We start from the raw sequence: 25,865 nt of genomic DNA on the forward strand, positions 1-25,865 counted from the left end.
GCAAATACAGATAAAACAAAGGCCGGGAATTCCCGGCCTTTGTTTTATGACGGTAAAAAAACTACTTTTTAAATTTGGCAAAAGCCTGAGCAAAAGCATCACCCATAGCTGCATTTGGCACTTCAGCTGTTTTAGCTGGCTTAGCTGGCTTAGCTGCTTTAGACTGAGTTGAGCCAGAGCGTGACGCCTCTTTACCCGCTCCACCAGCGCCTTTCACTGCAGGTTGTTCGTCCATCCGCATGGTCAGAGCTATACGCTTACGGTCCAGTTCTACTTCCAGTACTTTGACTTTGACAATATCGCCTGCTTTGACCACCTGATGTGGGTCTGAGACAAACTTGTCGGTTAAAGAGGAAATATGCACTAAACCATCCTGATGCACACCTATATCAACAAAAGCGCCAAAATTGGTGACGTTGGTGACTACACCTTCCAGTAACATGCCAGGTTTTAAATCGGCCATGGTTTCTACGCCATCTTTAAACACAGCTGTTTTAAATTCAGGGCGAGGGTCACGGCCTGGTTTATCCAGCTCTTTAATGACGTCTTCTACTGTAGGTAAACCAAAATGTTCGTCAACAAATTCAGCCGGGTTCAGGCCTTTTAAGAAAGCGCTGTTGCCTAGCAATTGCTCTATTGGTTGACCAAATTTCGCCAGAATTTTTTCCACTAAAGGATAAGCTTCAGGGTGAACAGAAGACGAGTCCAGCGGATCATAACCTTTGTTAATACGCAGGAAACCGGCGGCCTGTTCATAAGCTTTAGGGCCTAAACGGGCTACTTTGAGTAAATCTTTACGCTGCTGGAAACGACCATGGGTATCACGGTACACCACGATATTTTGTGCCAGAGTTTTGTTTAAACCAGCGACGCGGGACAATAAAGGCACTGAAGCCATATTTAAATCCACACCCACGGCGTTTACACAGTCTTCCACTACCGCATCCAGTGACTTGGCCAGCAAGCTTTGGTTGACGTCGTGCTGATACTGCCCAACACCTATAGCTTTAGGCTCAACTTTCACCAGTTCAGCCAACGGGTCCTGCAAACGTCGGCCTATAGACACAGCACCACGTAAAGACACATCCAGATCCGGGAATTCCTGTGATGCCAGCTCAGAGGCTGAATACACCGAAGCGCCAGCTTCTGACACCATAATTTTGCTGATGTTTTGTTCTGGCAGCAGTTTGATCACATCGGCGGCTAACTTGTCGGTTTCCCGCGAAGCCGTGCCGTTGCCAATAGCAATTAGCTCAATTTTATGTTGTTTGGCTAAAGCAGCTAAAGTGCGGACTGACTTGTCCCAGTGATTTTGTGGTGCATGCGGGAATATAGTGGTTTGATCCACCAGCTTGCCGGTTTCATCAATAGCCGTCACTTTTACACCAGTGCGTAAGCCAGGGTCCAGCGCTAATGTAGCGCGCATACCGGCAGGGGCGGCCATTAATAAGTCTTTTAAGTTACGGGCAAATACCTTAATGGCTTCTTCTTCGGCCTGCTCCCGTAATTCACTTAATAAATCATTTTCTAAATGCAGGTGTAATTTTACTTTCCAGGTCCACTGCACAGCAGTACGCAGGAAGTCATCGGCGGCGCGGCCTTGCTGGCGTACATCAAAATGATTGGCAATCATTTGCTCACAGACTGCATGAGCAGAAGCATCATCGGCATCTGGCTGTAATTGCAGATTTAAAATACCTTCGTTACGGCCACGGAACATCGCCAGAGCGCGGTGTGATGGCACAGATTTAAAGGATTCTTTGTGTTCAAAGTAATCGCGGAACTTGGCGCCTTCCTGCTCTTTGCCCGCCACCATGCTGCTTTTCAGCACAGCGTTTTGGCTTAAATGACGGCGTAACTTGGCCAGCAAAGCTGCATCTTCAGCAAAACGTTCCATCAGAATGTATTTCACACCATCCAGCACAGCTTTAGTGTCAGCAAAACCTGCTTCGGCATTAAAGTAATTAGCCGCTTGTTGCTCAGGTACCAGGCTTGGGTCGTTAAATAAAGCGTCGGCTAAAGGCTCTAAACCTGCTTCAATCGCAATTTGGCCTTTAGTGCGGCGTTTAGCTTTGTAAGGTAAATACAAATCTTCTAAACGGGTTTTATTGTCCGCTGCTAATAACTCCTGCTTCAGTTCCGGAGTCAGCTTGCCTTGTTCGTCTATGGTTTTGATAATCACCTGACGTCTGTCTTCCAGTTCCCGCAAATACGTTAAACGCACATCCAGGTTACGCAACTGGGTATCATCCAGGCCACCTGTCACTTCTTTACGGTAACGGGCGATAAAAGGCACAGTAGCACCTTCGTCCATCAGTTGAATAGCGGCGGCAACCTGCTCAGGGCGTGCTGAAATTTCCAGAGCAATTTGTTTAATGATCATAGACATAACTTAAAGCTTCCTTAGCAGCTGGCGGCTTTACCAGAAGTAAAAGCCAGACTGGTTCATATCAATTGCGGCAATTGTCCACTGTTAAGGCCAAAAAATCCAATAGCAAAACGCTGAGCGCTTAACTTAGCCAGCCCAACACCTTACGTTTCCACTCTGCGTAAGGGGCAAAACGTACCGGCGGTTCAGGCCAAAGCGGGCGTTTCAGCACTGACTTCAGATGACTGAACTGCTCAAAACCTGCTTTGCCTGAATATTGCCCCATACCACTGGGACCTACGCCACCAAAAGGCAGCTCAGACACCGCCATAAACATCAGTACATCATTAATACACTGACTGCCACTGCTGATCTGTTCTACCCATTGTTGCTGATGAGTGCTGTTATTGCTGAACAAGTAGGCAGACAGTGGCTTATCGCGTTTTTGCACAAAACGCACTGCGGCGTCAAAACTGTTGATAGAAAGTATTGGCAACACAGGGCCAAAAATTTCCTCTGTCATCAGGCGGCTGTCAAGCGGTGGGTCCAACACTAGCGTAGGGCTGAAATACAGCTGCCCGGCATCAGTCACACCACCACAATACACTGCTACGCCATCCAGATAAGCTTGCACCCGCTGCAAATGACGTGTGTTGATCATGCGGCCATAATCCGGGCTGAGCTTAGGATCCGCGCCATACATCTGTTGCAGCTGCGCTTTAATTTCTTCAGCCAGCGCCTGACAGATATCTTTATGCGCCAGAATATAGTCCGGCGCTATACAGGTTTGGCCTGCATTCAGCCATTTACCCCAGGCAATACGCTGGGCCGTCAGCTTTAAATCGGCGCTGTTGTCGACATAAACCGGGCTTTTACCCCCCAATTCTAAGGTCACAGGCGTTAAATGTTCGGCGGCGGCGCGCAGTACAATTTTGCCAACCTGCCCATTGCCTGTGTACATAATATGATCAAAAGGCAGTTTCAAAAGCTCTGTGGTTTCAGGCACACCACCTTCCACCACCACCACAGCTTGTGGATCCAGATACAAAGGCAGCAAACGGGCCATAATGGCCGATGTAGCGGGTGCTAACTCAGAAGGTTTTACTACAGCGCAGTTGCCAGCCGATAACACTGCCACTAAAGGTGCTAACGCCAGCTGCAGCGGGTAGTTCCAGGCGCTGATAATAAGCACAGAGCCATAAGGTTCAGGCTGCACAAATGCCATCGAAGGAAAAGTACGTAAGCCTGTACTCACCCGGCGTGGTCTGGCCCAGCTGTTTAGTTTTTTCAGGCAATGTTTGATATCGCTGTGCAGATAGTTGATTTCACTCAACAGCGCTTCAAAGGCTGGTTTGGCTAAATCCTGCTGCAACGCCTGCAATAACTCAGTTTCGTGGGCGGTCAGTAACAACTGCAACTGCTTTAATTGCTGCTTGCGCCAACTCAGGCTTTTAGTCACGCCGCTGGCAAAGAACTCTTGTTGTTGACTTAATAACTCTTGATACATAACACACCTTAGCCTTTGGCTTGCGGATACCAGATTTTGTTAATCCACCATTCTTTGATGCCGGTGGGAGTGGGGACTTGCACTTCATCATCCACTTGTTTTTTGATCAAAGCGCGGGCCATAGGAGCGTCGATAGAGATATAGTCATTGCGGCCATAAATTTCATCAGGCCCAACTATCCGGAAGGTCAGTTGCTCACCTTCATTATTTTCAATTTCCACCCAGGCACCAAAAAACACACGCCCTTCCTGCTGGGGCGCATAATCCACTACTTTAATAACTTCAAGGCGCTTGCGTAAGTATCTGATCCTTCGGTCTATTTCACGCAAAAGCTGTTTGTTGTATTTATAGTCTGCATTCTCCGATCTATCGCCCAGGCTGGCCGCCCATGACACTTTGGCTGTGGTATCGGGGCGTTTTTCCCGCCATAAATGGTTCAATTCCTGTTGCAAGGCTTCATAACCTTCGCGGGTGACTAATTCTGTTTTACTCATGCTATCCGGTGTTGATCGTAAGAATAAGGATCTTTGTTCTGGTTCGACTTTATAACCATTTAACGGCGAAGTGGAAAGAGAAGGCGATGAATTTCAATAGATAAGCCCACGGCTTAAAAATATTATTTTTTCCTGCAATTAAATAAATCAACTAAAGCCATTAAAAATCAATTGTTTATGCATTGATTGAAAAATAATCCAAACTATTTGCCTGCTGTCATTTAGATGTAACAAAAATATGCTAGGCGAATTTGGCGGGGCCAACTATAGTGAAAATGTGCTTAATAAAGGAGGCCAACAATGAAAGCAAAATTAACAGGTCTGATAGTCCTTGCTATGGCTCTTGTGATGACAGGGTGCAGCTCTACAGCAGATTACGCTTATGTGATTGATAAAGAGACTTTAGAAAAACAGGAAAACTCAACCCGTCTGGGTGCTCATACTGGCCATGTGGTCTGGATGAATCCACCACTGCGTAAAGTAGAGAAGGTGCAACCTGAATAAGTTGCTTAAACCGAATCAGACAAACTTTGTAACAACTGAACCCGGCGCATGCCCTCCATGCTCCGGGTTTTTCGTTTATAGTGCTCTTCATTCTGTGGAGGGATTTATATGCTCGGACAAGAAACAACAAAAATTTTAGTAGTAGATGACGATATGAGATTACGTTCGTTATTAGAACGTTATCTGGTAGAGCAAGGTTATATTGTCCGTACCTCCGCCAACTTCGAACAGATGCAACGTTTAATGGAACGCGAAAACTTCCATTTAGTGGTGCTGGATCTGATGTTGCCAGGCGAAGATGGTTTATCCATTTGCCGTAAACTGCGCCAGCAGGAAAACGAAATTCCTATCATTATGCTGACCGCCAAAGGCGATGAAGTGGACCGTATTATTGGTCTGGAAATGGGCGCTGACGATTACCTGCCTAAACCTTTTAACCCTCGTGAATTGTTAGCCCGTATTCGTGCTGTATTACGCCGCAAATCCAAAGAGTTACCTGGCGCGCCATCAGTTGAAGAAAGTCAGGTCAAGTTTGGTCCTTTTGTGTTTAATCTGGCGACCCGCGAAATGCGTAAAGGTGAAGAGCTGATGCCTTTAACCAGTGGTGAATTTGCTGTACTTAAAGTGTTGGTCAGTCATGCCCGTGAACCTTTGTCGCGCGATAAATTAATGAATATGGCTCGTGGCCGTGATTATTCGGCGATGGAACGCAGCATTGATGTTCAGGTGTCACGCCTGCGCCGTATGCTGGAAGACGACCCTACTAACCCTCGTTATATTCAAACCGTCTGGGGTTTGGGTTATGTCTTTGTGCCTGATGGTGCTGTCAGCTAAATGCGCTTGTTTCCGCGCAGCGCTTTTGGTCAGACGGTCTTTCTGATAGGGATTTTATTGCTGATCAATCAGCTGGTGTCTTATTTATCCGTGGTTTATTACGTGATTAAGCCCAGCTATCAGCAAATTAACCATCTGATCGCTAAGCAAATTAAAGTGGTGTTTATCGATGTGGAGCACAACGAAGTGCTGCTGTCGGAAGAGCTGACCAGGAGATTCCAGCAAGCCACAGGCATAGAAGTTTATACCGATGCCACAGCCCCCTTAAATGGCTTAAACGAAGCCAGCTTTTATCAGTATTTTTCTGAGGAAATGTCACTGGAACTAGGTGGGCCTGCTGAAGTGCGTATAGCTCAGCAAAGCAGTTATGCCTTTTGGGTGAAGCCGCCGCAGGCTCCGCAGTATTGGGTCAAGGTGCCTTTAAGTGGCCTGGACGAAACTGACTTTTCGCCACTGAAGATCTATGTCTTTGTGATTGGCTTCTTAAGTGTGGCGGGTGGCTGGTTATTTGCGAGGCAACTGAACAGGCCTTTGCAGGGGTTACAGCAGGCGGCTCTCAAAGTCGGGCGGGGCGAAATGCCTGACCCTTTGCCTGAACATGGCTCTACCGAAATTATCGCTGTAACTCAGGCTTTTAACCGCATGGCCAAGGGTATCAGTCAACTGGAAAAAGACCGGGCTTTGTTAATGGCTGGGGTGTCGCACGACTTGCGCACTCCGTTAACCCGTATTCGTTTAGCCAGCGAAATGGTCAGTGAACAGGATAGCTGGATCAAAGACGGTATTGTCAGTGATATCGAAGATATGAACGCTATTATCGATCAGTTTATTGACTACATTCGCCATCACAAAGAAGAAGCACTGGATGAAGAAGATTTAAACCTGTTGGTGCAGGAGCAGATCAGCGCTGACCGGCTGCAAAAACGTGAAATTATTGCCAACCTGAATGAGCAAATACCGCTGGTGCCGCTGCGGCGCATTGCCATCAAACGGGTGCTGAATAACCTGATAGAAAACGCACTGAAGTATTCAGAAGGTGTGATTGAGGTCAGTACTGGTGTAGAACGTGCCAGCCGTAAGGTCTATGTGCAGGTGCGGGATCATGGCCCTGGTATCCCAGAACATGAAATGCAGCGTATGTTTGAGCCTTTTGCCCAAGGGGATACAGCCCGCGGCAGTGGAGGTTCAGGTTTAGGTTTAGCTATTATCAAAAAGATTGTGGATATGCACCATGGTCAAATCAGTATGCATAACCATGCTTATGGTGGCTTGGTGGTGACAGTGTATTTGCCTGTGAGCCCAACCAAAACGGCATAAAAAAGGCTCCAATGCGGAGCCTTTTTAATCAAATAAAATAAAAGTATTAAGCTACTTTTGGACCTGCGTTGCGGATCGCATCAGATACATCGTATTTCTTAAAGTTGTTGGCAAATTCAGTAGCCAGTTTAGTGGCGTACTCATCATAAGCAGCTTTATCAGCCCAGGTGTCTCTTGGGTTCAGCAAGTTGCTGTCCACACCTGTGACTTTCAACGGCACATTCAGATTTAACTCTGGCAAGTGCACAGTTTCAGCAGTGGCTAATTCACCGGAAACGATGGCGTCGATAATGCCGCGTGTCGTTGGGATATCAAAACGTGTACCCACACCGTGTGGACCACCAGTCCAGCCTGTGTTAACTAAATACACTTTGCTGCCGAACTCACGTACACGTTTGATCAACAGTTCTGCATATACGCCAGCTGGGCGTGGGAAAAACGGCGCACCAAAACAAGTAGAGAAAGTGGATTCAATAGCAGATGTTGAACCAATCTCGGTTGAACCCACTTTGGCGGTGTAACCACTTAAGAAATGGTAAGCAGCAGCTTCTTCAGACAGTATAGAGACAGGTGGTAAAACACCACTGACATCACAAGTCAGGAAGACTACAGCTTTAGGTTCACCGGCACGGTTTTCCAGTACACGTTTTTCCACATGAGCTAACGGATAAGCTGCACGGCTGTTTTGGGTCAGGCTGGCGTCTTTGTAATCCGGAGTACGGTTGGCATCTAACACCACGTTTTCCAGAATAGTACCGAAGCGAATCGCATCCCAAATCACAGGCTCGTTTTTCTTCGACAAGTCTATACATTTAGCATAGCAACCGCCTTCGATGTTAAACACAGAGTTTGGTGCCCAGCCGTGCTCGTCATCACCAATCAGGAAACGTTTAGGGTCAGCAGACAAGGTTGTTTTACCAGTGCCTGACAAACCGAAGAATAAGGTGGTGTCACCTGCTTCACCGACGTTGGCCGAGCAGTGCATAGGTAATACACCTTTGGCTGGCAACAGGAAGTTTTGTACTGAGAACATTGCTTTTTTCATTTCGCCGGCATAACGCATGCCTGCTAATAACACTTTGCGCTCTGCAAAGTTGATCATCACAGTACCGTCACTGTTGGTGCCGTCACGTTCAGGGTTACATTCAAACGAAGGTACGTTCAGAATTTGCCAGGTTTCTTTGCCGGATCTGTTCCACTGAGCCGGAGTAATAAACATATTTTTAGCAAAAATATGCTGCCATGCGGTTTCAGTGGTCACTGTCATCGGAATGTAGTGTTCCGGGTCCGCACCTACTTCAAGGTGAGAGACAAAATGTTCTTTGGTCGCAATAAAATCGCTGACACGAGCCCAAAGCGCAGAAAACTGCACAGGATCAAAAGGACGGTTAACGTTGCCCCATTGAATATCCTGCTCTGTGCTGGCTTCTTTAACGATAAAACGATCAGTAGGTGAGCGACCAGTTCTGTGACCGGTTTTAACCACCAAAGCGCCGTTATCCGCTAATACACCTTCGTTGCGACGAATAGCGTGTTCAACTAAATCGGCCACTGTTAAATCAATGTGGCGGGTGATTGTAGAGGTCATTGTAGGGTGACTCCTTGAGGTACGTAGGTCAGTAAATTTATGGTTTTTAATAGGGTTCCGCCCGATTGTACTCCATTTGGATGGCCAAAACATCCAGCAATAACGGCTTTTGTTGGAAATTTCACGGAAAAATGAAAGGTTACGAGATGGGTTACAGAAGTGTTTTAGCTACAGTGGGGCAGAGATGCACTCTGCTCCACTGCAAGATGTTTACTAGAACTTATTCAATAATAAGGATAATTCAGCGCTATCAAACTGATAAGTGCTGTTGCAGTAGTCACAACTGATCTCCAGTTTGCCTTCTGCTATATGCTCTTCAATGGCAGTTTTGCCCAGACTGATGATGGCTGATTCACATTTTTCACGTGAGCAACCGCAGACAAAACGTATAGCCTGATGCGGAAATACTTCGACTTCCTCATCATGGTACAAACGGTGCAGCATTTGTTCTGTAGGTAAGTTCAGCAATTCATTGGCTGTGATGGTGTCTGTTACTATCACCAGATCGCTGAAGTCCTGTTTGGCTTTTTCCGGATCAACAGGCAACACCTGTAGCAACAAACCTGCAGCGCGGCTCTGATTTTCGGTCAGATCAGTGAACAGATATAAACGAGTGGGTAGTTGTTCTGATTGAGCAAAATAAGCTTCTAAGGTATCGGTCAGACTGTCGCCGGTCAAAGGGATAATGCCCTGATAACGTTCGCCTTGTTTAGGCGTAATAGTCACCAGCATATAACCTTCACCTATCAGATCACGAAAACCTGTGGCGCCAATTTCCGCTTGCAGCCGCGCTACACCGCGGAATTCCTGCTCTGCGGTGCCATTCACCGCTGCAAAACGTACAGGGCCATCCCCTTGCAACTGCACAGCTATATCGCCATCGAGCTTTAAGGTGGCGGTCAGTAAACTGGTTGCAACCACCAGTTCAGCCAGTAATTGTTTCACCGGGTAAGGATAATCATGGTTTTGCAGCATTTGTTGCAAACTGTCAGAGACATAGGCGATTTCGCCGCGCATATCGCGTTGATTAAATAAAAAACGTACTAAAACATCTTGATTCATAACATTACCTTAGGGCCTAGGATTGCTGTGATTTAATCAGCAGCAACTGCCGACGCATTTTTTTGTCAGGTTTGGTGTCCGGATGAGGCGCAAACAGCAAATTCATTTTACGCAATTCAGCTCGTTCCAGTTTCAGCTTCTGACTTTCTTCTGTTTCCTGATACAGGGTTTGTGCCAAAGGCGCAGCCAGCCTTTTTTCAGACAAGGCCATCACAATCACAGTTCTTTCGTCTGTACCTTGTGTCAGTTTAATGCTGGCCCCAACTTCCACTGTTCTGCTGGCTTTACAGCGCTGACCATTATAATGAACTTTTCCGCCTTCGATCATGTCTTTTGCCAGTGCTCTGGTTTTGTAAAAGCGACAAGCCCAGAAATTATATGTTTCAAATTATGTATCCACTTAAAGGCCTGCAAAGCCAAAAGCTAGGCAAATACTGACTTTAATCGACTAATCCACTGAGAAAAGTGGGTACATTTTTAAGAATACATTTATTTCAAGCGTTGTTGAGTCGAAATTCCAGTATCAAGGATACAAAATTCGCGTTTTTATGCCTTGGACTCAAAGCGATTTTCCAGACCAAAGGCCCAAAAAAAGCTCAAAACCGATCACATCTGAAATTGAAGCCGATTATGATTGCTGCGATTTAAGTAACAACAATTGTCGCCGCATTTTTTTGTCAGGCTTGGTATCAGGATGTGGAGCGAAAAGGTTGTTCATTTTTCGAAGTTCGGCCCGCTCCAAACGTAAAGTTTGGCTTTCGCTGGTTTCCTCGTATAACGCCTGAGCGAGAGGTGCAGCAAGCCGTTTGTCTGATAAACCTTTTACGATGATTGTTTTTTCATCAGTACCCTGTGTGAGTCTAATGGTCGCGCCAACTTCAACCATTCTGCTCGCTTTGCAGCGCTGGCCATTATATTGGACCTTTCCACCCTCAATCATGCTTTTTGCCAAAGTCCGGGTTTTATAGAATCTCGCGGCCCACACCCAGCTGTCCAAGCGAACGGAATCAACATTATCTTTACTCATAAGTCCTCGAAAAGCGATGCCAAGGTCTGCTACCAATAGTATGAATTAATTATACATGATGATGGCTTTTAGAGTGATTTTGACTTGCGGGGGTGATTGCATACACGAATTGGCAACGATGCTCTTTTTTCCTTCCTAAACTCGACTTTATCAACTTTAAGCGCCACAGAGATTAATATCAAACAGATCGGCGCTATGCGCCAAAAGCCGACATTGCTTGTACATCTTGGCTAATAAACAGTGTTATTTGCTTTCGCCAGAAAACAGGCACGCGTCGGACAAACCAACAGGCTCATTTATTTGTTGCTGAAGAAGGAAAAACTCTCTAATTTTGAAACTTAGAGCGTGCCAATCTAAAGATAACAGGCCTGAGATAAGCAAAAATGTGCTAATACGATTTTGGCAGCAGTTAGCTGTGGTTGTCTGCTCTTATTTTTTATCAATAAGTTATTGCGGCTTGGTTATCTGGTAAAACCAGAAAAAAGCGTGCCGACATAATATACAAATGTTAATTAGCACTGTTAGCGTCGAGGTTACTGTGAAGCAAGCGGATCAAATAATAGAGCTACTGCAAGACACTTCATTTCCGCAGGTTGTATTGCTCGATGGAGCGTGGGGAAGCGGTAAAACACATTTTATAAAGCACTATTTAAGAGCAAGGATTGAAAAACATTTCAATCAAAAAGTTTATTTTTTTTCTCTTTATGGAATTTCTAGCATTGATGACTTTAGAGATAAAATCATCTCATTGTCACTAACTGACAAAGAGGAAGCATCTGTATTCGCAAAATACTTCTCTAAAGCCATTGATGGTGCAGCCCTAAATTTAGGAGAAAGAGGAATTGGTGCTGTATTGAGTGGAGCGGCTGGAGCATACAAATATAAATTGTATGGTGAGCTTGATGATTGTGTATTGATCTTAGATGATTTAGAGCGTGTTGCTGATGAAAAGTTAATTAAAAACATTCTAGGTGAGAGCTTAAATCTAGCCGAATCAAAAGATATAAAAGTACTCATTGTCGCAAATGAAGATAAACTTAATTGTAAAAGTGATATTGAAAAAGTATTTGCTGACAAATATAAATTTAGCTTTACTCATGAGGAGGTCGTTTCAATTCTTAAAGCGCAGAATGAAAACCTCAATGACCAATTAGCTAACGAACTTCTTCTAAATATAACCTCTATAAATTCAAAAAACATTAGAGTCCTAAAAAGAGCTGTATCCAAGTTTTCACGTATTCAAAAAGAAGTATCTAAAGTGGACAATGTTGTTCTTGACCAAGCCTTATCAAGAATCTTAGGGGATGTAGTCCGAATATGTTGTGCGAAATTTGAGTATTCTTTCTCTAAAGAGAAAATCATTGATGCTATTAATACAAGACTTACTAGGCAGATGAATAAAAGCGAGGGAGAGAGTAAAAATGAATATAAAAAATTGGATGAAATATTTTCTGGTAGTTTCTACGGTTCGAATGAAAAGTTAATAAGCTACTGCTGTGATGGTATTTATAAGTTCGATAATATAAAAGTAGAGCTTAATTTACCAATAAGACGGACATTACTTGATGCTATGAAGTATCCTTGGGTGCAAAATCAATTATCCGAAAGTGAATTTCAAGAAGGAGTATTACTGTTAGAAAAATTCATCTCATCAGAAAATGATGTAGATATTTATGAATGGTTCAGTATCTGCGATACGTATCTCTACATGTTAATTAATAAAGTTATCGACTCAACTAAGTATACGGAAGAAAGTTTATTGATATTATGCGATTGTGTAGATGTTGGTAGGTTTAAAAATGCAACTGCAGAGGATGAATTTAATTATAGATTTCGAATAAGTTTTAATAATGGCGAGATAAGTAAAAAGTTTTACTTGAAGAAAGCTGAACTAGATCTGCTAAAGACAGAAGATAAAAATTCAAAGTTCTCTCAAGATTTTCTTTTATCATGGGCTAATGTACAGGATAACGTTTACCAAAACATGATGCATACACCTATTTTTAATAATCTTAGTGTAGAGACGATAGACGCAGCCCTTCGGTCTTGGTCTAATGGAGATGTATTTCACTTCACTAGATTCATTATGGAAAGATATCGTTTCAGTAATATTGAAGAATTCTTTGAGCCTGAATTAGAAGCTTTAAAAAATATATCTTCAATGGTTGATAATTTACGTAAAGAGCTAGGCGTAGGATTAAAAGTTGCAAGTTTGGCTGATCTTCATAGTACTTTACTTGAAGCACATTCTAGAATGGTAAAACATATATCTATGAAACAGGGAGCTGCTAGTTAACAGGTTTCTTAAACGGACAATAAAACAGCTAGCTTTTGCTCATTCCTCGCTAATTTTAACCAGCTGTTTTATTGCTGCTTAGCGTTAGCCTTGAAAGGCACAACAACAGGAGATGATAATGAGTAGGCGCGATATACCTAACTTAAGAACGTGGCCCCGAAACCTGTCTACCAGCCAATGTGGTGGTCTCTCGACCGCCCAATATGGCGGAATGTCCACGTCGCAGTATGGAGGTGCATCAACCTCTCAGTACGGTGGTCTCTCTACATCTCAATATGGCGGCATGTCTACATCTCAATACGGAGGACTATCAACCTCGCAGTACGGAGGGTTATCTACGTCTCAATACGGGGGATTATCCACATCTCAGTATGGTGGGCTTTCGACGTCACAATATGGTGGACTTTCAGCATCTCCTGGCGGTGGAATGTCTACATCTCCCAGCAACGTTTACAAAAGCAATATTCCTCCATGGCCTCATTTTTTGCGAGAACTCGAAGTTCGCGGCTATGAGAAAGAATCTAAGTTAATCCGTCAGTATTTGCCGGATTTTCTATGGCCAGAGAACTATTTCTAATTTACTCTAATTTTCATAAAGATACTTTAAACAAAGTCTTGTGTAGTAAGTACTTTGTCCGCAACTTTAATCCCAAGAAATGAGGACACGCACAAACACAGACAGATACAGATCTCCAGCCACAAACCTAGATAGTTGCCTAGGGCAGCAGAGCTGTAGGACTTAACAAAAATCATTGGCGCATTGAAATAGAATGCGGTACAGATAGCTGCTGCAAGTATGTAGCTGGCGTAACGTTCAAATGTTTTCAGTGGTTTAAGGTATCGATGCGCTTTCAGTTGCCCTATCGCAATGGATAGCCTTAAACATATACCAAATACAATACCGAGTGCCGTGAGCAAAAGCGGGAAGACAATGTTTGCTTCCATGATCTACTCCCTGATCTATGCATCTTAGAAATTAAGCCTAGCACAGAAATTCCCTAATTTAGAGGCGATGTCCCCTTAAAATTGCCAGAGACCTATTTCGATGCCTGGCTTACACCAATCTCTGATATAGGCTAATTAAGACCTCTGCTAAATCCACATTAATATGCATCCCTTACAGGAGCAGACGCAAGAAAACCAAGCCGGCTAGGACACGCAAGCAGCCAATTTTACTTGCTGCATGATGGATCCACGTTGAGATGGTGCCGTTGATTAGTTAATAAATATCTGAGTAATATCAACGAGTGTGGGCCGTCAGTGTTAGCCTTTGTCTTCTGGCAGGAAGTGGCAAAGTGAATGTTGACGGCCTTCGCTTTTTCTAAAGCTTAGCAACCATGATTGACATTCTGTAAAAATCAGCGATCATTAACTGTGTTTATATACAGTATTTGGTGCTATGACAATTCAGTTTATAGGGTTCGCAGAACCTACAACCCACTACAGTATTCCGTTGTACCAGAGCAAAATCCCTGCTGGCTTCCCTTCGCCTGCACAGGACTATGTAGAGCAAACGCTGGACTTAAACGAGCTTTGTATTAAGCGACCTGCGGCAACCTACTTTGTTCGGGTTGAAGGGGATTCAATGATTGAGGCGGGTATTCATCCTGACGATATTCTGGTCGTAGACCGCTCCGTCACACCGCAGCATGGCGATATTGTGATTGCTCAGGTGAATGGCGAATTTACAGTGAAAGAGCTGGCATTGACGCCTGAAGTGCAGTTGGTCCCACGCAATAAAGCCTACAGACCTATCACCTTTACTGATGATGCTGAGCTGGCGCTATTCGGTGTAGTCACCAACATTGTCAGGCAGATGACCCGTACAAAACGAGCCCAGTAGTATGAGTCGCGTATTTGCTTTGGTGGACTGCAACAACTTCTATGCTTCATGTGAAAAGTTATTCCGGCCTGATTTGGCCAATCGTGCAGTGGTAGTGCTTTCGAACAATGACGGCTGTGTCGTAGCTCGCTCAAAAGAAGCGAAGGCTCTGGGCGTTAAAATGGGTGTAGCAGTTTTTCAAATCAGGGAGCTGTTAGAGAAAAACAACGTTGTGGCGTTTTCGTCCAACTATGCACTCTATGCCGATATGTCAGCTCGGGTGATGTGTACTTTAGAGGAAATGGCTCCGGCTGTTGAAGTGTATAGCATAGACGAAGCTTTTCTGGATTTATCGGGAGTAGCCAGTGCAGTCAACTTAACAGAATTTGGCCATCAAATTCGCCAACGTGTTCAGCAGTGGATTGGCATTAGCGTTTGTGTCGGGATAGCACCAACAAAAACCTTGGCAAAGCTGGCGAACCATGGCGCTAAGTCGTGGCCTAAAACGGGTGGTGTGGTGGATTTAACGAGTAAGGAGCGTCAACGCAAGCTGATGGCCTTATTGCCTGTCAATGAAGTGTGGGGTATTGGTGGCAGGCTTACTAAGCGGCTGGAAGATATGGGTATTCATACGGTACTGGATTTGGCTGATGCACCCACCAAGCTAATACGCCAGCAATTTTCAGTCGTGGTCGAGCGTACAGTGATGGAGTTGAATGGTGAATCCTGCATCGAGCTTGAAGACATACCGCCTACTAAAAAAGAGATTGTCAGCTCAAGAGCTTTTGGCGAGCGAGTCACAGAGCTGGCTGCAATGCACGAGGCAATCTCTGAATACGTGCATAGGGCCTGCAAAAAACTAAGGCAAGAGCGATGCCAGGCGAAACGTATCAGTGTCTTTTTAAGAACTAGCCCCTTTAGTGATCATCAACTAGACCCTTACTACTCAAATAGCCGAAGCGCAGAACTAAGCTACCCATCCGACGATACCCGCGATTTTCTGCATGTAGCCGGTAAGCTTTTAGATGCTATTTGGAAAGACGGATTTCGGTATGCCAAGGCTGGAGTCATGCTTTCAGACTTCTATGCCCATGGCGTATGCCAGCAAGACTTATTCGCTACCAGCGACACAGTGCGGGGTAACTCTGCGTTGATGGGGCTGATGGACCAAATCAACGAGCAAATGCCAAACTCTCTGTACTTCGCCAGCAAAGGCACGAAGCAGTCTTGGGGGATGAAGCGCGAGCTGTTATCGCCTGCTTTTACCACTAGCTGGAATGCTCTGCCCAAAGCTAGGTAACTGATAATTTGAATTGTTTAGCGCCAAAAGCGGGCATTGGGTGTTGTGGTAAATGCCTGAAAATTTCTTCTTTTACTAACACAAGCCGTTGGATAAATTCCCAAATGTCTAGCTTGAGTAAACTCAAGAACAACTAGCTTACTGCCCGCATAAATTTCGCCGGGCGCAAATTTACTGATTTCAGAAAAATCTGTTGAAATAGAGGTACATCAGCGCTAGCTTGGTATGAGTTAAACTCAGGAAAAAAGGCAATAAAATTTCCGACCTGCGGGCAGACTGCCTTTGGAAACGGATTTTTAATCACCCTATCGTAGAGTAAGGTAATTTAATGGAAGATCCAGTGGTCCGAACTTTTAAAGAGTTTATGGAAATAGTCAAAAAAGAAAGCGATCGTGGATCAGTATTAGTTGCTGTATCAATGATTGAAGAGATATTGTCGAGTCTTCTTAAAGCTCGTTTGCTTCCATCATTAGACAAAACCGACGAATTATTTGATATTGGTTATGCCCCTTTCAGCTCATTTTCAGCGAAAATTGACTTGGCATATCGGATTGGTTGTATAAATCAAGAAGTGCGTAGAAGTTGTCATATTCTTAGAAAAATTAGAAACGACTTTGCACATGCAACCGACATCAAGGGTTTTTCTAATTATGGAACGCAAGATCGAATAACAGAGCTACTTAAACTAAACAAAGAAATGGTTTCAAGCTACGAAGAGTTGCTAGTATCAAAGTCTGAAAGACTTGAAACTCCTATACAGAACTTTAATGATTTCATTGATAAATTCGGTTGGCGCTTCGCGTTGGAACTAGTATTTGCTGGTCTTGCCGGTGGATTGAAAAATTATAGCTTTTGTATTGAGCCACTTGAGGCTGCAGGTGCTAACAAACCGCTGTAGTCGCAGCGTTCGCTGGGACAAAAGTAGGCTGCCTCGCTTCGCTCAGTATTTTCGCACACGTTTTTGTCCCTTGGCGGGGCGTTATCTTTAATGGAGAGAATTGTGGCTGATATCTACAAGCGGAGATTCTTAGAAATTCATCAGCAGATGGAGTTGATTCTTTCGTCAAAAAAGTCGACCTATAGCGAGTTCCTAGGTAAGAACCAGATTGAGATCGAGCCGAATGCGCTGTTGGAGTGGAAGGTAAAGGCAAGAAGCCTTCTAACAAAAGCCTGCGGTCAAGATTCCGAGCACGTTAAGGAGTTCTTAAAGAACGAAGATGTTGGGCTATATGGAACCAATCTAGGCACTCTTGAACGCCTAAAGGCCATCCTCTTAGCGGCAAAAGAAGACTATGAAGGTGGATATCTAAAGTCTACGAGATCGCTCGTTCAGGCTGAGGTATTCGATTCCGAGCTTGAGCAAGCTCGTGCGCTGCTTCATGCTGGGTATAAATCCCCAGCTGCCATTGTTGCTGGCGTAGTTCTAGAAACGTCGCTTAGAGAGCTCAGTGATCGGGCTGGAATTGTGCATGCTAAATTGGACAAGATGAATGCAGATCTAGCGAAGGCAGGTATATACAGTACGCTTTTGCAGAAGCGAATCACCGCCCTTGCCGGAGTTAGAAATTCCGCGGCTCATGGAAAGTCAGAGGAATTCTCCGAGAAGGACGTAGAGGACATGATCCGCGATGTAGAACGATTCATAACTGAGAATCTATAGAGTTTTGAAACATAACAATTCGCTGCAGGGGCGAGGCACCTTACGGCCCGCGACCTGGGCTCAAACGTTAATTCCGCTTCACGCTCATAACTGACTTTAAGGTCAGGTTGAAATCTCTTAGCTGTATAAGATCAGATATGAGCTACTTGTAGCGGCACATTGAATTTAGCCAAAATGTTTACCACTACATTATGCTTTCCATTAAAAGCGTACTTTGGCAGTAATCACAATAACGCCCACCACAGTAGTTACAATTGTTATACTTAGAGTGACTTAAACCTAGAACTTAGCCCCCAACAGGGAATTATGATCAAGTAGGCGGAATGGCAACAAAAGACAATCATTATGTTCCTCAATGGTATCAAAAAGGTTTTGTGAGTGAGCGTGATAACCAGCTCTGTCACTTAATCAAAAAAGAGATACGTTTGCCTACCGGCGAAATGAAAACAATCCAATCTCAAAAATGGTATACACCTGCACAACAATTTTACAAAGAGCATCTTTATTCAACGTTTTTTGGTGCCTTAGTTAATGATGAGATTGAGCAAAAACTTTTTGGCCCAATTGACGATAACGGTTCTCTCGCTGTTCGCGCATTTATGTCTGACGATCAGGCTCTATGGCATCATAGTTTTAAGGCTTTCTTCACTTACATTGACGCACAAAAACTTCGAACACCTAAAGGTTTGGACTGGATCAGAAGCAAGTACCCAGAGTTAAGTCAGGTAAAGTTAATGATTGAAATGCAGGCTCTGCGAACCATGCATTGCACTATGTGGTCTGAAGGGGTTCGCGAGTTAATTTCAGCAGAAGACTCAGAAGTGAAATTCATTGTTTCTGATCACCCAGTAACTATTTACAACTACGCTTGCCCACCTGATTCTGAGTTTTGCGCTTATCCTAATGACCCTGACATAGCTCTGAAAGGTTCTCAAACGATATTTCCACTAGACAAAAATCGCTGCTTGATTTTGACAAACCTCGAATATGCTCGAGAGCCTGAAAACGCTAATCCACTAGAGCAGCGAACTCATGCGACACGTATTCGTCAAAGCATGGTTATGACGATTGAGTTTATCAATAGCCGCAAGTTAAAAGCCGATGACGTAACCAAGATCAACTACATCATAAAAAGCAGAGCCAAAGAGTCAGTTGCGGCTGGTAACATTGATTGGCTTTACCCTGAAAAGGATGTTAAGTGTGATTGGGCTGAATTGAGACACGTATTATTGCCCCCAAGGGCAGGGGTGCACTTTGGGGGAGAAATGTATGCTCACTTTGAAGACGGCACTGTCCATTATCAGGATGCCTTTGGTAGAACAACTCCACCGAGTGATTATTTAAACAAAGATATTGATGAAACACGATTAGGTCGCAACGATAAGTGCGGCTGTGGTAGCGGCAAAAAATACAAAGTTTGTTGTCAAAACGTGCCTTTAAAATTGCGTGCGACTTGGAAGGTTCTCAGTATTAGGGAGCGTCAATTAGCATTCTGCAAATGTATACGTGATGTCTTGGGACTTGATAGTGGGAATACTTGGGTAGACGTACGGCGAAAACTTGCTAGTGACCAGATTAAGCAGATTTATGAGTTCTATGCGGTACTATGGCCTCGTGAAACGGATATTTACTCGCTAATGCCAAAATCTGATGGCAAGTTTAGAGGCTTATATACGGGTCTATTAGATGCACGAACAATTGGCAATAATGCGCTACCTATGGCATCAATGTTTGATGAGTATCTGATTGAGACACCGGTAACTAACCCTAACATCATCAGACCAGAATTTAGCCCAATAGAGAATCCAGCCAAATTCAAATACCAAGCATTAAAGGAATTTATGTTCATGCTTGCGTTGGAGCCATATATTGGACTTGGTTTTGTTAATTTGATCCCAGACCCAAGCGAGTTTGATTTGCCTCTGATGAGAGCAATGATGGAAATGGCAAGTGCCCGGGGAGATAGTCGAGATTTAATTACGGAGCAAGACCGTCGATTACATTTCAAGCTATCAATTGAAGACCTGTTGAATTCAACGGCTTTATTACCACGACAAGCACGAATTCAGTTATTGATTGATGAATTTGGTATGGTTGAAGATGGTGCTAATCAACTGGTCGATGAGTTAGATAGAGCAGCAGAGTCTTCACCGTTGACACTGCTGCAACAAGCAGAGCTCAGAGATGGTGGGCAGTTCATAATATCCAAATTGGGACCAAATTATGAAATGTCACTGCTAATTGCGCAAGCGACCGGCTCTGTTCTTGTGACAGACAGCAGTTCCAGATGGCAGGAATTCCTCTCTTCCCAACGCATAATTAAGGGGGGACCGTTCGGGCCATGGCATGATGTTAATAGCCAACTTACACTCCTGCCAATTGATGAATTGTTTCTAGATAAATTCCAGAAGTCTCAAGGTTTTTTTGCTATTGCTCGCCATTTGCTTAAAGCAACTGACAAGTTTGTATTGGACAACAATCGTAATTCAAAACATTTGACAATGATTGCCAGTCAAGCCAGTGACTTTAAGAAACAACTCGAGCAGGTTTCCAAAACCTTACAATTGGCTCGCCTGAGGATTGTAAGTCCTGAAGGCGGATTCAGTGATGCCAATGTCCAGCGGTTACTCGCTCGCTCTAGCTGCCTCGAATATGACAAATATGTCAGATCACTCTACGCTATTGGGCTTAAAGACTAATCATTCTTAGACTTATATTCTTGAATACTTTGCTGCAGCTTGCGTTTGGTTTAACAATGCTTTGCTGCCAACTTGATAACAGCCTAATTAACCATTATTAGTCTGAAAGCTTTACACGTCGACGGCAATGCCTATTTGCTCTTTGTGGTCTTTCGAGGAGCGAACATTTTTGTGGCGTACAAACGGTAACCATTGGTGTGCTTGTTGTGAAACCCATGGTAAATTGGGATGGAATTTGAGGGAAATATCACGAAGATCTATAAAGTACCCTCTTGAGCAGATTTGTACCAAATTTACGGTCTTGCCAGGCTAATCTGTGTTCATGTTTTTTAGAGGAAAGCTGCAATGTCTATTCAAGCAATAGGTATAGTTTTGTTGTCTTTAAGCGCTATCACTCTTTTCGGAGGATTGTTATTCATTAAGATTAAGCACAACGCTAAAAGTAATTAACGAGCAGAACCTTGATTGGATGCTTCTATTTTTAACGTGAGGTGCGCCTAACTTCACAGATTTCACATAAAGCCGCCCCAAATTGCTTACTATGGTCAAATAGCATGGGAAATCTTTCATAAATCAGGGGCAACTGCTCGCATGTCAGAGTTTGTTGTCCGTTAAGGTGCGATTCGATATCTTCCGACACGTCCAGCTGATACAGAAAATCCTTAGTCGCTAAACTGCTTTGCTCTACCAATATCCCGAGCTGTTCTGATCTGTCTCAGTGCAGAATTCTGCGTCTAGAAAAAATAACCAAGACTAGTTGGCTTAATATCTCCCAGAGCCTTTGTTAAGTAGTCGTCAACCAATCAGTGCCAGAACCCGCTCTGTAAACTTACCTTGCATCCAGACACTCAGCAGCTCTTCCCCAGGAGCGGTTTTGATAGTTGCAGCCTGGGGCATAAACTCTCCCTCTAGCAACAGCTCGCCTGGTTGCTTTGCAAATTCACTGTGCAGCTCTAACGGTACCTTGCGATTTGAACCGTTGGATGGTTCACCCGGCACTACCTGAAGCATGTTCAATCTGGTTGTCACTTGCTGCTCCGGTATTTCTTGCCCCAACTGCTCTGCATATTTGACGAGTCCTGGCTCTGCTAGGCAATAGAGCCAGCCTGAATAGTTAGATTGATCAGATTGCAAACGAAGCACACGACCAAGAACCTGCCTGAAGAATAGCTCGGTTCTTGCCAGACTTAACAAACAACAAACGCGCAGCCGTGGTATATCTGTGCCCTCGGCTATCATTCCGACGCTGATAATCCAACTAGTCGAACTTGTTCTGAAATGTTCAATTTTTTGCTGTGCGGCTGAATCGTTGTAAGTGACCACGACACAGCTTTGCTGAAATTCATTGTTTAGCAACTGAGTCAACTGGTGAGCGTGTGCGATGTTTGCGGCAACCACTAATCCGGCAGCTGATGGCTGTTCCTTTTTAAGTTCTACAAGTTTTAGCAGTGCCTGTTTGAGCATAAAACGTTGTGTATCTATGTTCAGCAACATTTGCTGGAACCGTACTTCGCCAGAATTGAGCGCACAAGCTAATGACGGAAACTGCTCTGAGCCAGAATCACGTTTGACCGTGATTTTATTGTTATCAATCAGCACAATGTGCGGACTCCGACACACTCCATCACCAATAGCTTGACGTAGGCCATATCGATAATCCAGTAAGATTTGGCCCTCAGGATCTGAATATTTCGCCATTGCGATACGCAATTGGTCGGAGCGCCACGGGGTACCTGTCAGTGCCAAAGTAAATCGTGCATGCTCCTGAATACGGCGCAAAATAACCTGCCCCCAGGCGTTAAAACCTGTTTCATCGCCTGCACAGTGATGAATTTCGTCAAAGACCACAAATACCCGGAACCGCTTCAGCAATAACCAAAACTTCTCCGGCAGATTCAGCATTGCTTGATAGGTCAGAGATGTCCCCACATCACCTAGCTTGCCATCAAATCCACTAGCAAATTGCAACTCAAAGGTCTCCTTCAAGCCTTGAGCAATAGTTAACGATGGTGAAAAACAAAGAATAAAATCAATTTGTCTCTCTTCCAACAATCGTTTGGCCACACCTGCTGCCATCAATGACTTGCCGGCACCAGGTGTGGCCAAACAAAGAAAATGCCTGTGGCCGTTAGCATATTGGTTCAATGCAGTTTCGATACATTCCTGCTGCCAGAAACGTAGTTTCATGGTTGTTCGCACTCAATAAGCAGGCGTCTTAGTACTTCAACCTCACCCAATTTACTCAGGGATTTTTCCTTATACTCCATGTGCATTTTGCTGAGCTTTTGACGCAATTGGGGATAAGTCTGTATTTTTTGTTGGCATTGATCTGCAGCGCTACTACTGACCCAGAGCTCACGTTCGGCTTGGGCCAGTTCGTCCCGCAACTGTTCTTTCAGGGCTGGAACCGCAGGATCTTCAACGACTTTGCTTATACCAACATCCAAGTCACGCAATACATTAGCTTGCTGAAAAAAAAGGTTACCATCCGGCGTATCCTGTCTCACTAGATAGCCTTTTTTTGCAAAACGGTCGACCACCCGATAGAGCGACTGATAGACAGTTTTTGTACTTTGTGTTGGAAAGTGACGTTTGAATTCCTGAAGTAAATCCGAAAAGGAAAATTCAGGAAAGCCATTTGCAAGCAGCGATTTAACGACGAGCGTCGGAGATAACTGCTGATCCGACAATGTATGCATGAGAATGTCTGCCTTAACACCGCACTCCCTATGGGAGTACATAGATGAACATAGAAATACTGAGGATTCCTAAGTATACTCCCCTTGGCATTCCTTAGACAATCTAAGTATTCAGAGCTCACCGTATGCAACAGTGTCGCAACTTATCCCTTTTACCATCCGACTTAAACAAGCCAGAAAAGCTGCAGGAATCAGTCAGACTAAGCTGGGCTTGCGTATTGGTTTTGAAGCGGGCTCAGCGAGCAGCCGCATGAATCACTATGAAAAAGGCCGGCACCTGCCTGACTTGGAAACAATGAAGCGGATGGCGAAGGAGCTAAATGTCCCTTTAGCTTACTTTTTCTGTGAAAGTGATGATGAGGCTGAGTTATTAAAGTTATTCAGCCAGATGGGGTCTTTGCAAAAAGCAGAATTACTTATCGATTTGAAGAAGAAAAATTCAAGCGACCAGTAAACATGTACTACCAGCGTCGCTGAAAATACCATGTAGCTAGAGTGGAGCTTCGCATCAGAAATGGAAAGCTCTCTGGCTGTTGTCGAACTGCTGCTTTTCACTCAGGCTGGGTAAAAACTCGCTTTTAGCCTTATCTCGACATTTTCACAGGCTGCACTGAAAGCGGACATTCGGCATGATGTAAGCGAGACAAACTTTGGAGTACTTTAAGTTAAGTCGAATTTGCAGGTTAACTCCTCTCGGGCACAGAGCACAAATATTTGTACCCATAGATCGCCAAACATTGAGATTAAAGAGTTCAATGCACTGAAAATCATATTTATAAGTACCCGGTTCGACAAATAAAAGTGATATGGCTTAAGATTGAAAATCAACCATATCCAATGGAATAGCTACTTAAAGGGATATTCATCACCAAGGTTATGAAGCAATTTCGAGTGCTCCAATTTCTTGGTATAGGAAGCACACTTCAACAGTTAAATTGACAACGCTCATCAATCTATCAGTGAGCTACACAGCTTTCCATTCTGAAAAACCTTCGACGGAAGACCTTTATTCATAGGATGACGGCATTCGTTGCAGTAGCTTTGCCAGCCATCAGGGTTGTTGGGGCTAATCCTTGCTTCTGTAGTCGTAAAATGTGTTGGATAAGCGTGATAAACGTGTTCGGAACCATGAGTGTCTGAACAGTGAGGACACGACTTGTATTCATCCCCAGCAACACTATCGAATTTGTGCAGCATTCCGTTTGTGAGCTTTTTATTGCAGCAACTACAGGGCATAGCGGCTCCTTAAGTTAAACGTTTCTAGCCAATATAAGGTCAATCTGTAGTGTTCTGTAACTGAACTAGTAGATAAAAAAACCAATTAAAATTACCTAAAATTAAAATTTATTTCTTTACTTGTAAAGAGGCATCAAGAGCAAATGCCTCCCTTTTTACGGAGCTGGTTTTGCTGCTAGCAAACGCCCGGATCAAAACGTGCTATTCAAGCGCATTTACCAGCGTTGTATGCAAACGTCTTTTGAATTAGTGCAAACCTGTTTGTATTATCCGACTACTGACCTTTCGAGGCATTAAACAAAATGGGCGATTAACTTCTGCCCTCAACATGTCAAAAGACCTTACAGTTAATCAAACACTGGCCGTGTTTTCCATTCGGCCAACCTAACTTAGTTCGATGGCGAGAGCAGTCCGAGCCAGGTGCAAGCCAAACAGGGGCGAATAGGCTTTTTGCCGCAGAGCTAATTTATTAGCCAGTTGTCCTTACAACTAATTTCAGAGGTGTGTTTGATGGCAAAATTCAATGCTGAGCTTGAAGCTATCTCAGGAAATTGAGCATTTCAGGCCTGATATTACTGAGGTTTATCTTCGTTAACGTTTTGTGTTCTGGTCGATTTATCGATTCAGTTGTCTTCCAAATTCCACATGTAGAACAGCCTTAATAGCCAACAACTTTATTTTTCCGCTGGACAATATTGCCCCTTCAGATGTGTAGCATAGGTATCGCTTGAATTTGTCGTGATGCCAGACTGCATTGCAGCTGGTTCACAGCTTTGTAGAGCAAATTATTTTAAATTTTTTAAGGATACGATATGCAAAGAAAAACTTCTCAACTGCCGCTGTGGTGGCACATCTACCCAAAACAGCACATGGTATACGACTACCTTAAGTTGTTTGTTTACCTGGTATTAGGCGCATTAGCAGCTCAGATGGCTGGCCCCGTAGAAAGGCCGTTACCATTTCAGGAGTTACGCCAAGTGCAGCACTCTTTCGGTCCATCCGCTTCTGGCGTCGTCGACAGACAGAGAAGTTATCAACCTCAACTTTCGGCCAAGGACCAATCGGCCTGAATAATACCGGCTTAGTTGGAGAGCGAAATGATGAAAGAGCCCGGGATTGCCGGGCTTTGTTTCGTTTGATTAATAAGCGCTTCATTGGTGATTCATCCTGAAGTAGAACTTGCCCCGTTGGTTGATTGCATTCAATTTACTATGCAACTGCAGCTGATTCTTACCAACAGTTGCAGCCAGCTTGCTGTTTTAGCTAATAGCAGCTTTGTGCCAAAAGCCGACATTAGCGTCTAATGTTGCTGAATCGTTGCTTTTCACTGAAAGCGGACATTCGATAAACCTTGGCGAACGACATTTGGAAGCTCACAAAATTGAATGTCAGCGTTGCGTCTAATTGCTATGTGGACATGCTAAAAGTATGCGTACCATCTCAAACACTTGT

The 25,865-nt window shown here is 44.1% G+C and carries 20 protein-coding genes and 1 pseudogene; 11 read left to right on the plus strand and 10 right to left on the minus strand.

Annotated elements, in window-relative coordinates; translation table 11 throughout:
- Positions 1 to 61 precede the first annotated feature (61 nt).
- From J2W69_RS12930 to greB, 3 genes are all read right to left on the minus strand, one after another.
- Positions 62 to 2,389, minus strand: coding sequence for a Tex family protein (locus J2W69_RS12930; RefSeq protein WP_310279162.1), 2,328 nt, complete (start codon positions 2,387 to 2,389; stop codon positions 62 to 64).
- 121 nt (positions 2,390 to 2,510) lie between these two features.
- A complete protein-coding gene (locus tag J2W69_RS12935) occupies positions 2,511 to 3,875 on the minus strand; it encodes an aldehyde dehydrogenase family protein (RefSeq protein WP_310279164.1) in 1,365 nt (454 codons plus the stop codon).
- 8 nt (positions 3,876 to 3,883) lie between these two features.
- Positions 3,884 to 4,369 (minus strand): transcription elongation factor GreB, encoded by a 486-nt coding sequence (gene greB, locus J2W69_RS12940; protein ID WP_310279166.1) that lies wholly within the window; start codon positions 4,367 to 4,369, stop codon positions 3,884 to 3,886.
- Between the two features lie 300 nt (positions 4,370 to 4,669).
- On the opposite strand from greB, the gene J2W69_RS12945 reads away from it, so the two are divergent.
- The 3 genes from J2W69_RS12945 to envZ all read left to right on the plus strand — a co-directional run bounded on the left by J2W69_RS12945 (position 4,670) and on the right by envZ (position 7,024).
- Positions 4,670 to 4,873, plus strand: coding sequence for a hypothetical protein (locus J2W69_RS12945; RefSeq protein ID WP_310279168.1), 204 nt, complete (start codon positions 4,670 to 4,672; stop codon positions 4,871 to 4,873).
- Positions 4,874 to 4,981: 108 nt separating this feature from the next.
- The gene (gene ompR, locus J2W69_RS12950; RefSeq protein WP_008897937.1) at positions 4,982 to 5,707 is read left to right on the plus strand and encodes an osmolarity response regulator transcription factor OmpR; all 726 of its coding nucleotides are present in this window, start codon (positions 4,982 to 4,984) and stop codon (positions 5,705 to 5,707) included.
- Entirely contained in the window at positions 5,708 to 7,024 is a 1,317-nt protein-coding gene (gene envZ, locus J2W69_RS12955; RefSeq protein ID WP_310279171.1) for a two-component system sensor histidine kinase EnvZ, read from the plus strand.
- Positions 7,025 to 7,070: 46 nt separating this feature from the next.
- Here the strand turns inward: envZ and J2W69_RS12960 are convergent, their stop codons facing one another.
- The 4 genes and pseudogenes from J2W69_RS12960 to hslR all read right to left on the minus strand — a co-directional run bounded on the left by J2W69_RS12960 (position 7,071) and on the right by hslR (position 10,701).
- Positions 7,071 to 8,612, minus strand: coding sequence for a phosphoenolpyruvate carboxykinase (locus tag J2W69_RS12960; RefSeq protein ID WP_310279173.1), 1,542 nt, complete (start codon positions 8,610 to 8,612; stop codon positions 7,071 to 7,073).
- A 213-nt stretch (positions 8,613 to 8,825) separates the two neighbouring features.
- Complete coding sequence (gene hslO / locus J2W69_RS12965; protein WP_233079602.1) at positions 8,826 to 9,674, minus strand: Hsp33 family molecular chaperone HslO; 849 nt, start codon at positions 9,672 to 9,674, stop codon at positions 8,826 to 8,828.
- A gap of 16 nt (positions 9,675 to 9,690) precedes the next feature.
- A pseudogene (locus J2W69_RS12970) lies at positions 9,691 to 10,020 on the minus strand (S4 domain-containing protein); the annotation flags it as partial.
- Positions 10,021 to 10,302: 282 nt separating this feature from the next.
- Entirely contained in the window at positions 10,303 to 10,701 is a 399-nt protein-coding gene (gene hslR / locus J2W69_RS12975; RefSeq protein ID WP_300996473.1) for a ribosome-associated heat shock protein Hsp15, read from the minus strand.
- A gap of 538 nt (positions 10,702 to 11,239) precedes the next feature.
- Between hslR and J2W69_RS12980 the strand changes: the two genes are divergently transcribed.
- Positions 11,240 to 12,997, plus strand: coding sequence for a P-loop NTPase fold protein (locus J2W69_RS12980; protein ID WP_310279177.1), 1,758 nt, complete (start codon positions 11,240 to 11,242; stop codon positions 12,995 to 12,997).
- A 603-nt stretch (positions 12,998 to 13,600) separates the two neighbouring features.
- Here J2W69_RS12980 and J2W69_RS12985 read toward each other — a convergent pair.
- Complete coding sequence (locus J2W69_RS12985; RefSeq protein WP_310279179.1) at positions 13,601 to 13,942, minus strand: hypothetical protein; 342 nt, start codon at positions 13,940 to 13,942, stop codon at positions 13,601 to 13,603.
- A gap of 454 nt (positions 13,943 to 14,396) precedes the next feature.
- Here J2W69_RS12985 and umuD point away from each other — a divergent pair, with 454 nt between their 5' ends.
- From umuD to J2W69_RS13010, 5 genes are all read left to right on the plus strand, one after another.
- Entirely contained in the window at positions 14,397 to 14,840 is a 444-nt protein-coding gene (gene umuD, locus J2W69_RS12990) for a translesion error-prone DNA polymerase V autoproteolytic subunit (protein ID WP_310279180.1), read from the plus strand.
- 1 nt (position 14,841) lies between these two features.
- Positions 14,842 to 16,119, plus strand: a complete 1,278-nt coding sequence (umuC, locus tag J2W69_RS12995; protein WP_310279182.1) for a translesion error-prone DNA polymerase V subunit UmuC — start codon at positions 14,842 to 14,844, stop codon at positions 16,117 to 16,119.
- Between the two features lie 328 nt (positions 16,120 to 16,447).
- On the plus strand, positions 16,448 to 17,017 hold the full coding sequence (locus tag J2W69_RS13000) for a hypothetical protein (protein ID WP_310279184.1): 570 nt from the start codon (positions 16,448 to 16,450) through the stop codon (positions 17,015 to 17,017).
- Between the two features lie 102 nt (positions 17,018 to 17,119).
- Complete coding sequence (locus tag J2W69_RS13005) at positions 17,120 to 17,779, plus strand: hypothetical protein (protein WP_310279186.1); 660 nt, start codon at positions 17,120 to 17,122, stop codon at positions 17,777 to 17,779.
- 323 nt (positions 17,780 to 18,102) lie between these two features.
- Positions 18,103 to 20,478, plus strand: a complete 2,376-nt coding sequence (locus J2W69_RS13010; RefSeq protein ID WP_310279188.1) for a DUF4238 domain-containing protein — start codon at positions 18,103 to 18,105, stop codon at positions 20,476 to 20,478.
- A gap of 795 nt (positions 20,479 to 21,273) precedes the next feature.
- Here the strand turns inward: J2W69_RS13010 and J2W69_RS13015 are convergent.
- Positions 21,274 to 22,665: a DEAD/DEAH box helicase gene (locus tag J2W69_RS13015; protein ID WP_310279190.1), complete on the minus strand. Its 1,392-nt coding sequence runs from the start codon at positions 22,663 to 22,665 to the stop codon at positions 21,274 to 21,276.
- Entirely contained in the window at positions 22,662 to 23,177 is a 516-nt protein-coding gene (locus J2W69_RS13020; protein WP_310279194.1) for a hypothetical protein, read from the minus strand. Before J2W69_RS13020 ends, J2W69_RS13015 begins: the two co-directional genes overlap by 4 nt.
- 133 nt (positions 23,178 to 23,310) lie before the next feature.
- Here J2W69_RS13020 and J2W69_RS13025 point away from each other — a divergent pair, with 133 nt between their 5' ends.
- Complete coding sequence (locus J2W69_RS13025) at positions 23,311 to 23,631, plus strand: helix-turn-helix domain-containing protein (protein WP_310279196.1); 321 nt, start codon at positions 23,311 to 23,313, stop codon at positions 23,629 to 23,631.
- A 1,594-nt stretch (positions 23,632 to 25,225) separates the two neighbouring features.
- On the plus strand, positions 25,226 to 25,483 hold the full coding sequence (locus tag J2W69_RS13030) for a hypothetical protein (RefSeq protein WP_310279198.1): 258 nt from the start codon (positions 25,226 to 25,228) through the stop codon (positions 25,481 to 25,483).
- Positions 25,484 to 25,865: the final 382 nt, after the last annotated feature.

This window comes from Rheinheimera soli (assembly GCF_031457405.1).
Lineage (GTDB): Bacteria > Pseudomonadota > Gammaproteobacteria > Enterobacterales > Alteromonadaceae > Pararheinheimera > Pararheinheimera soli_A.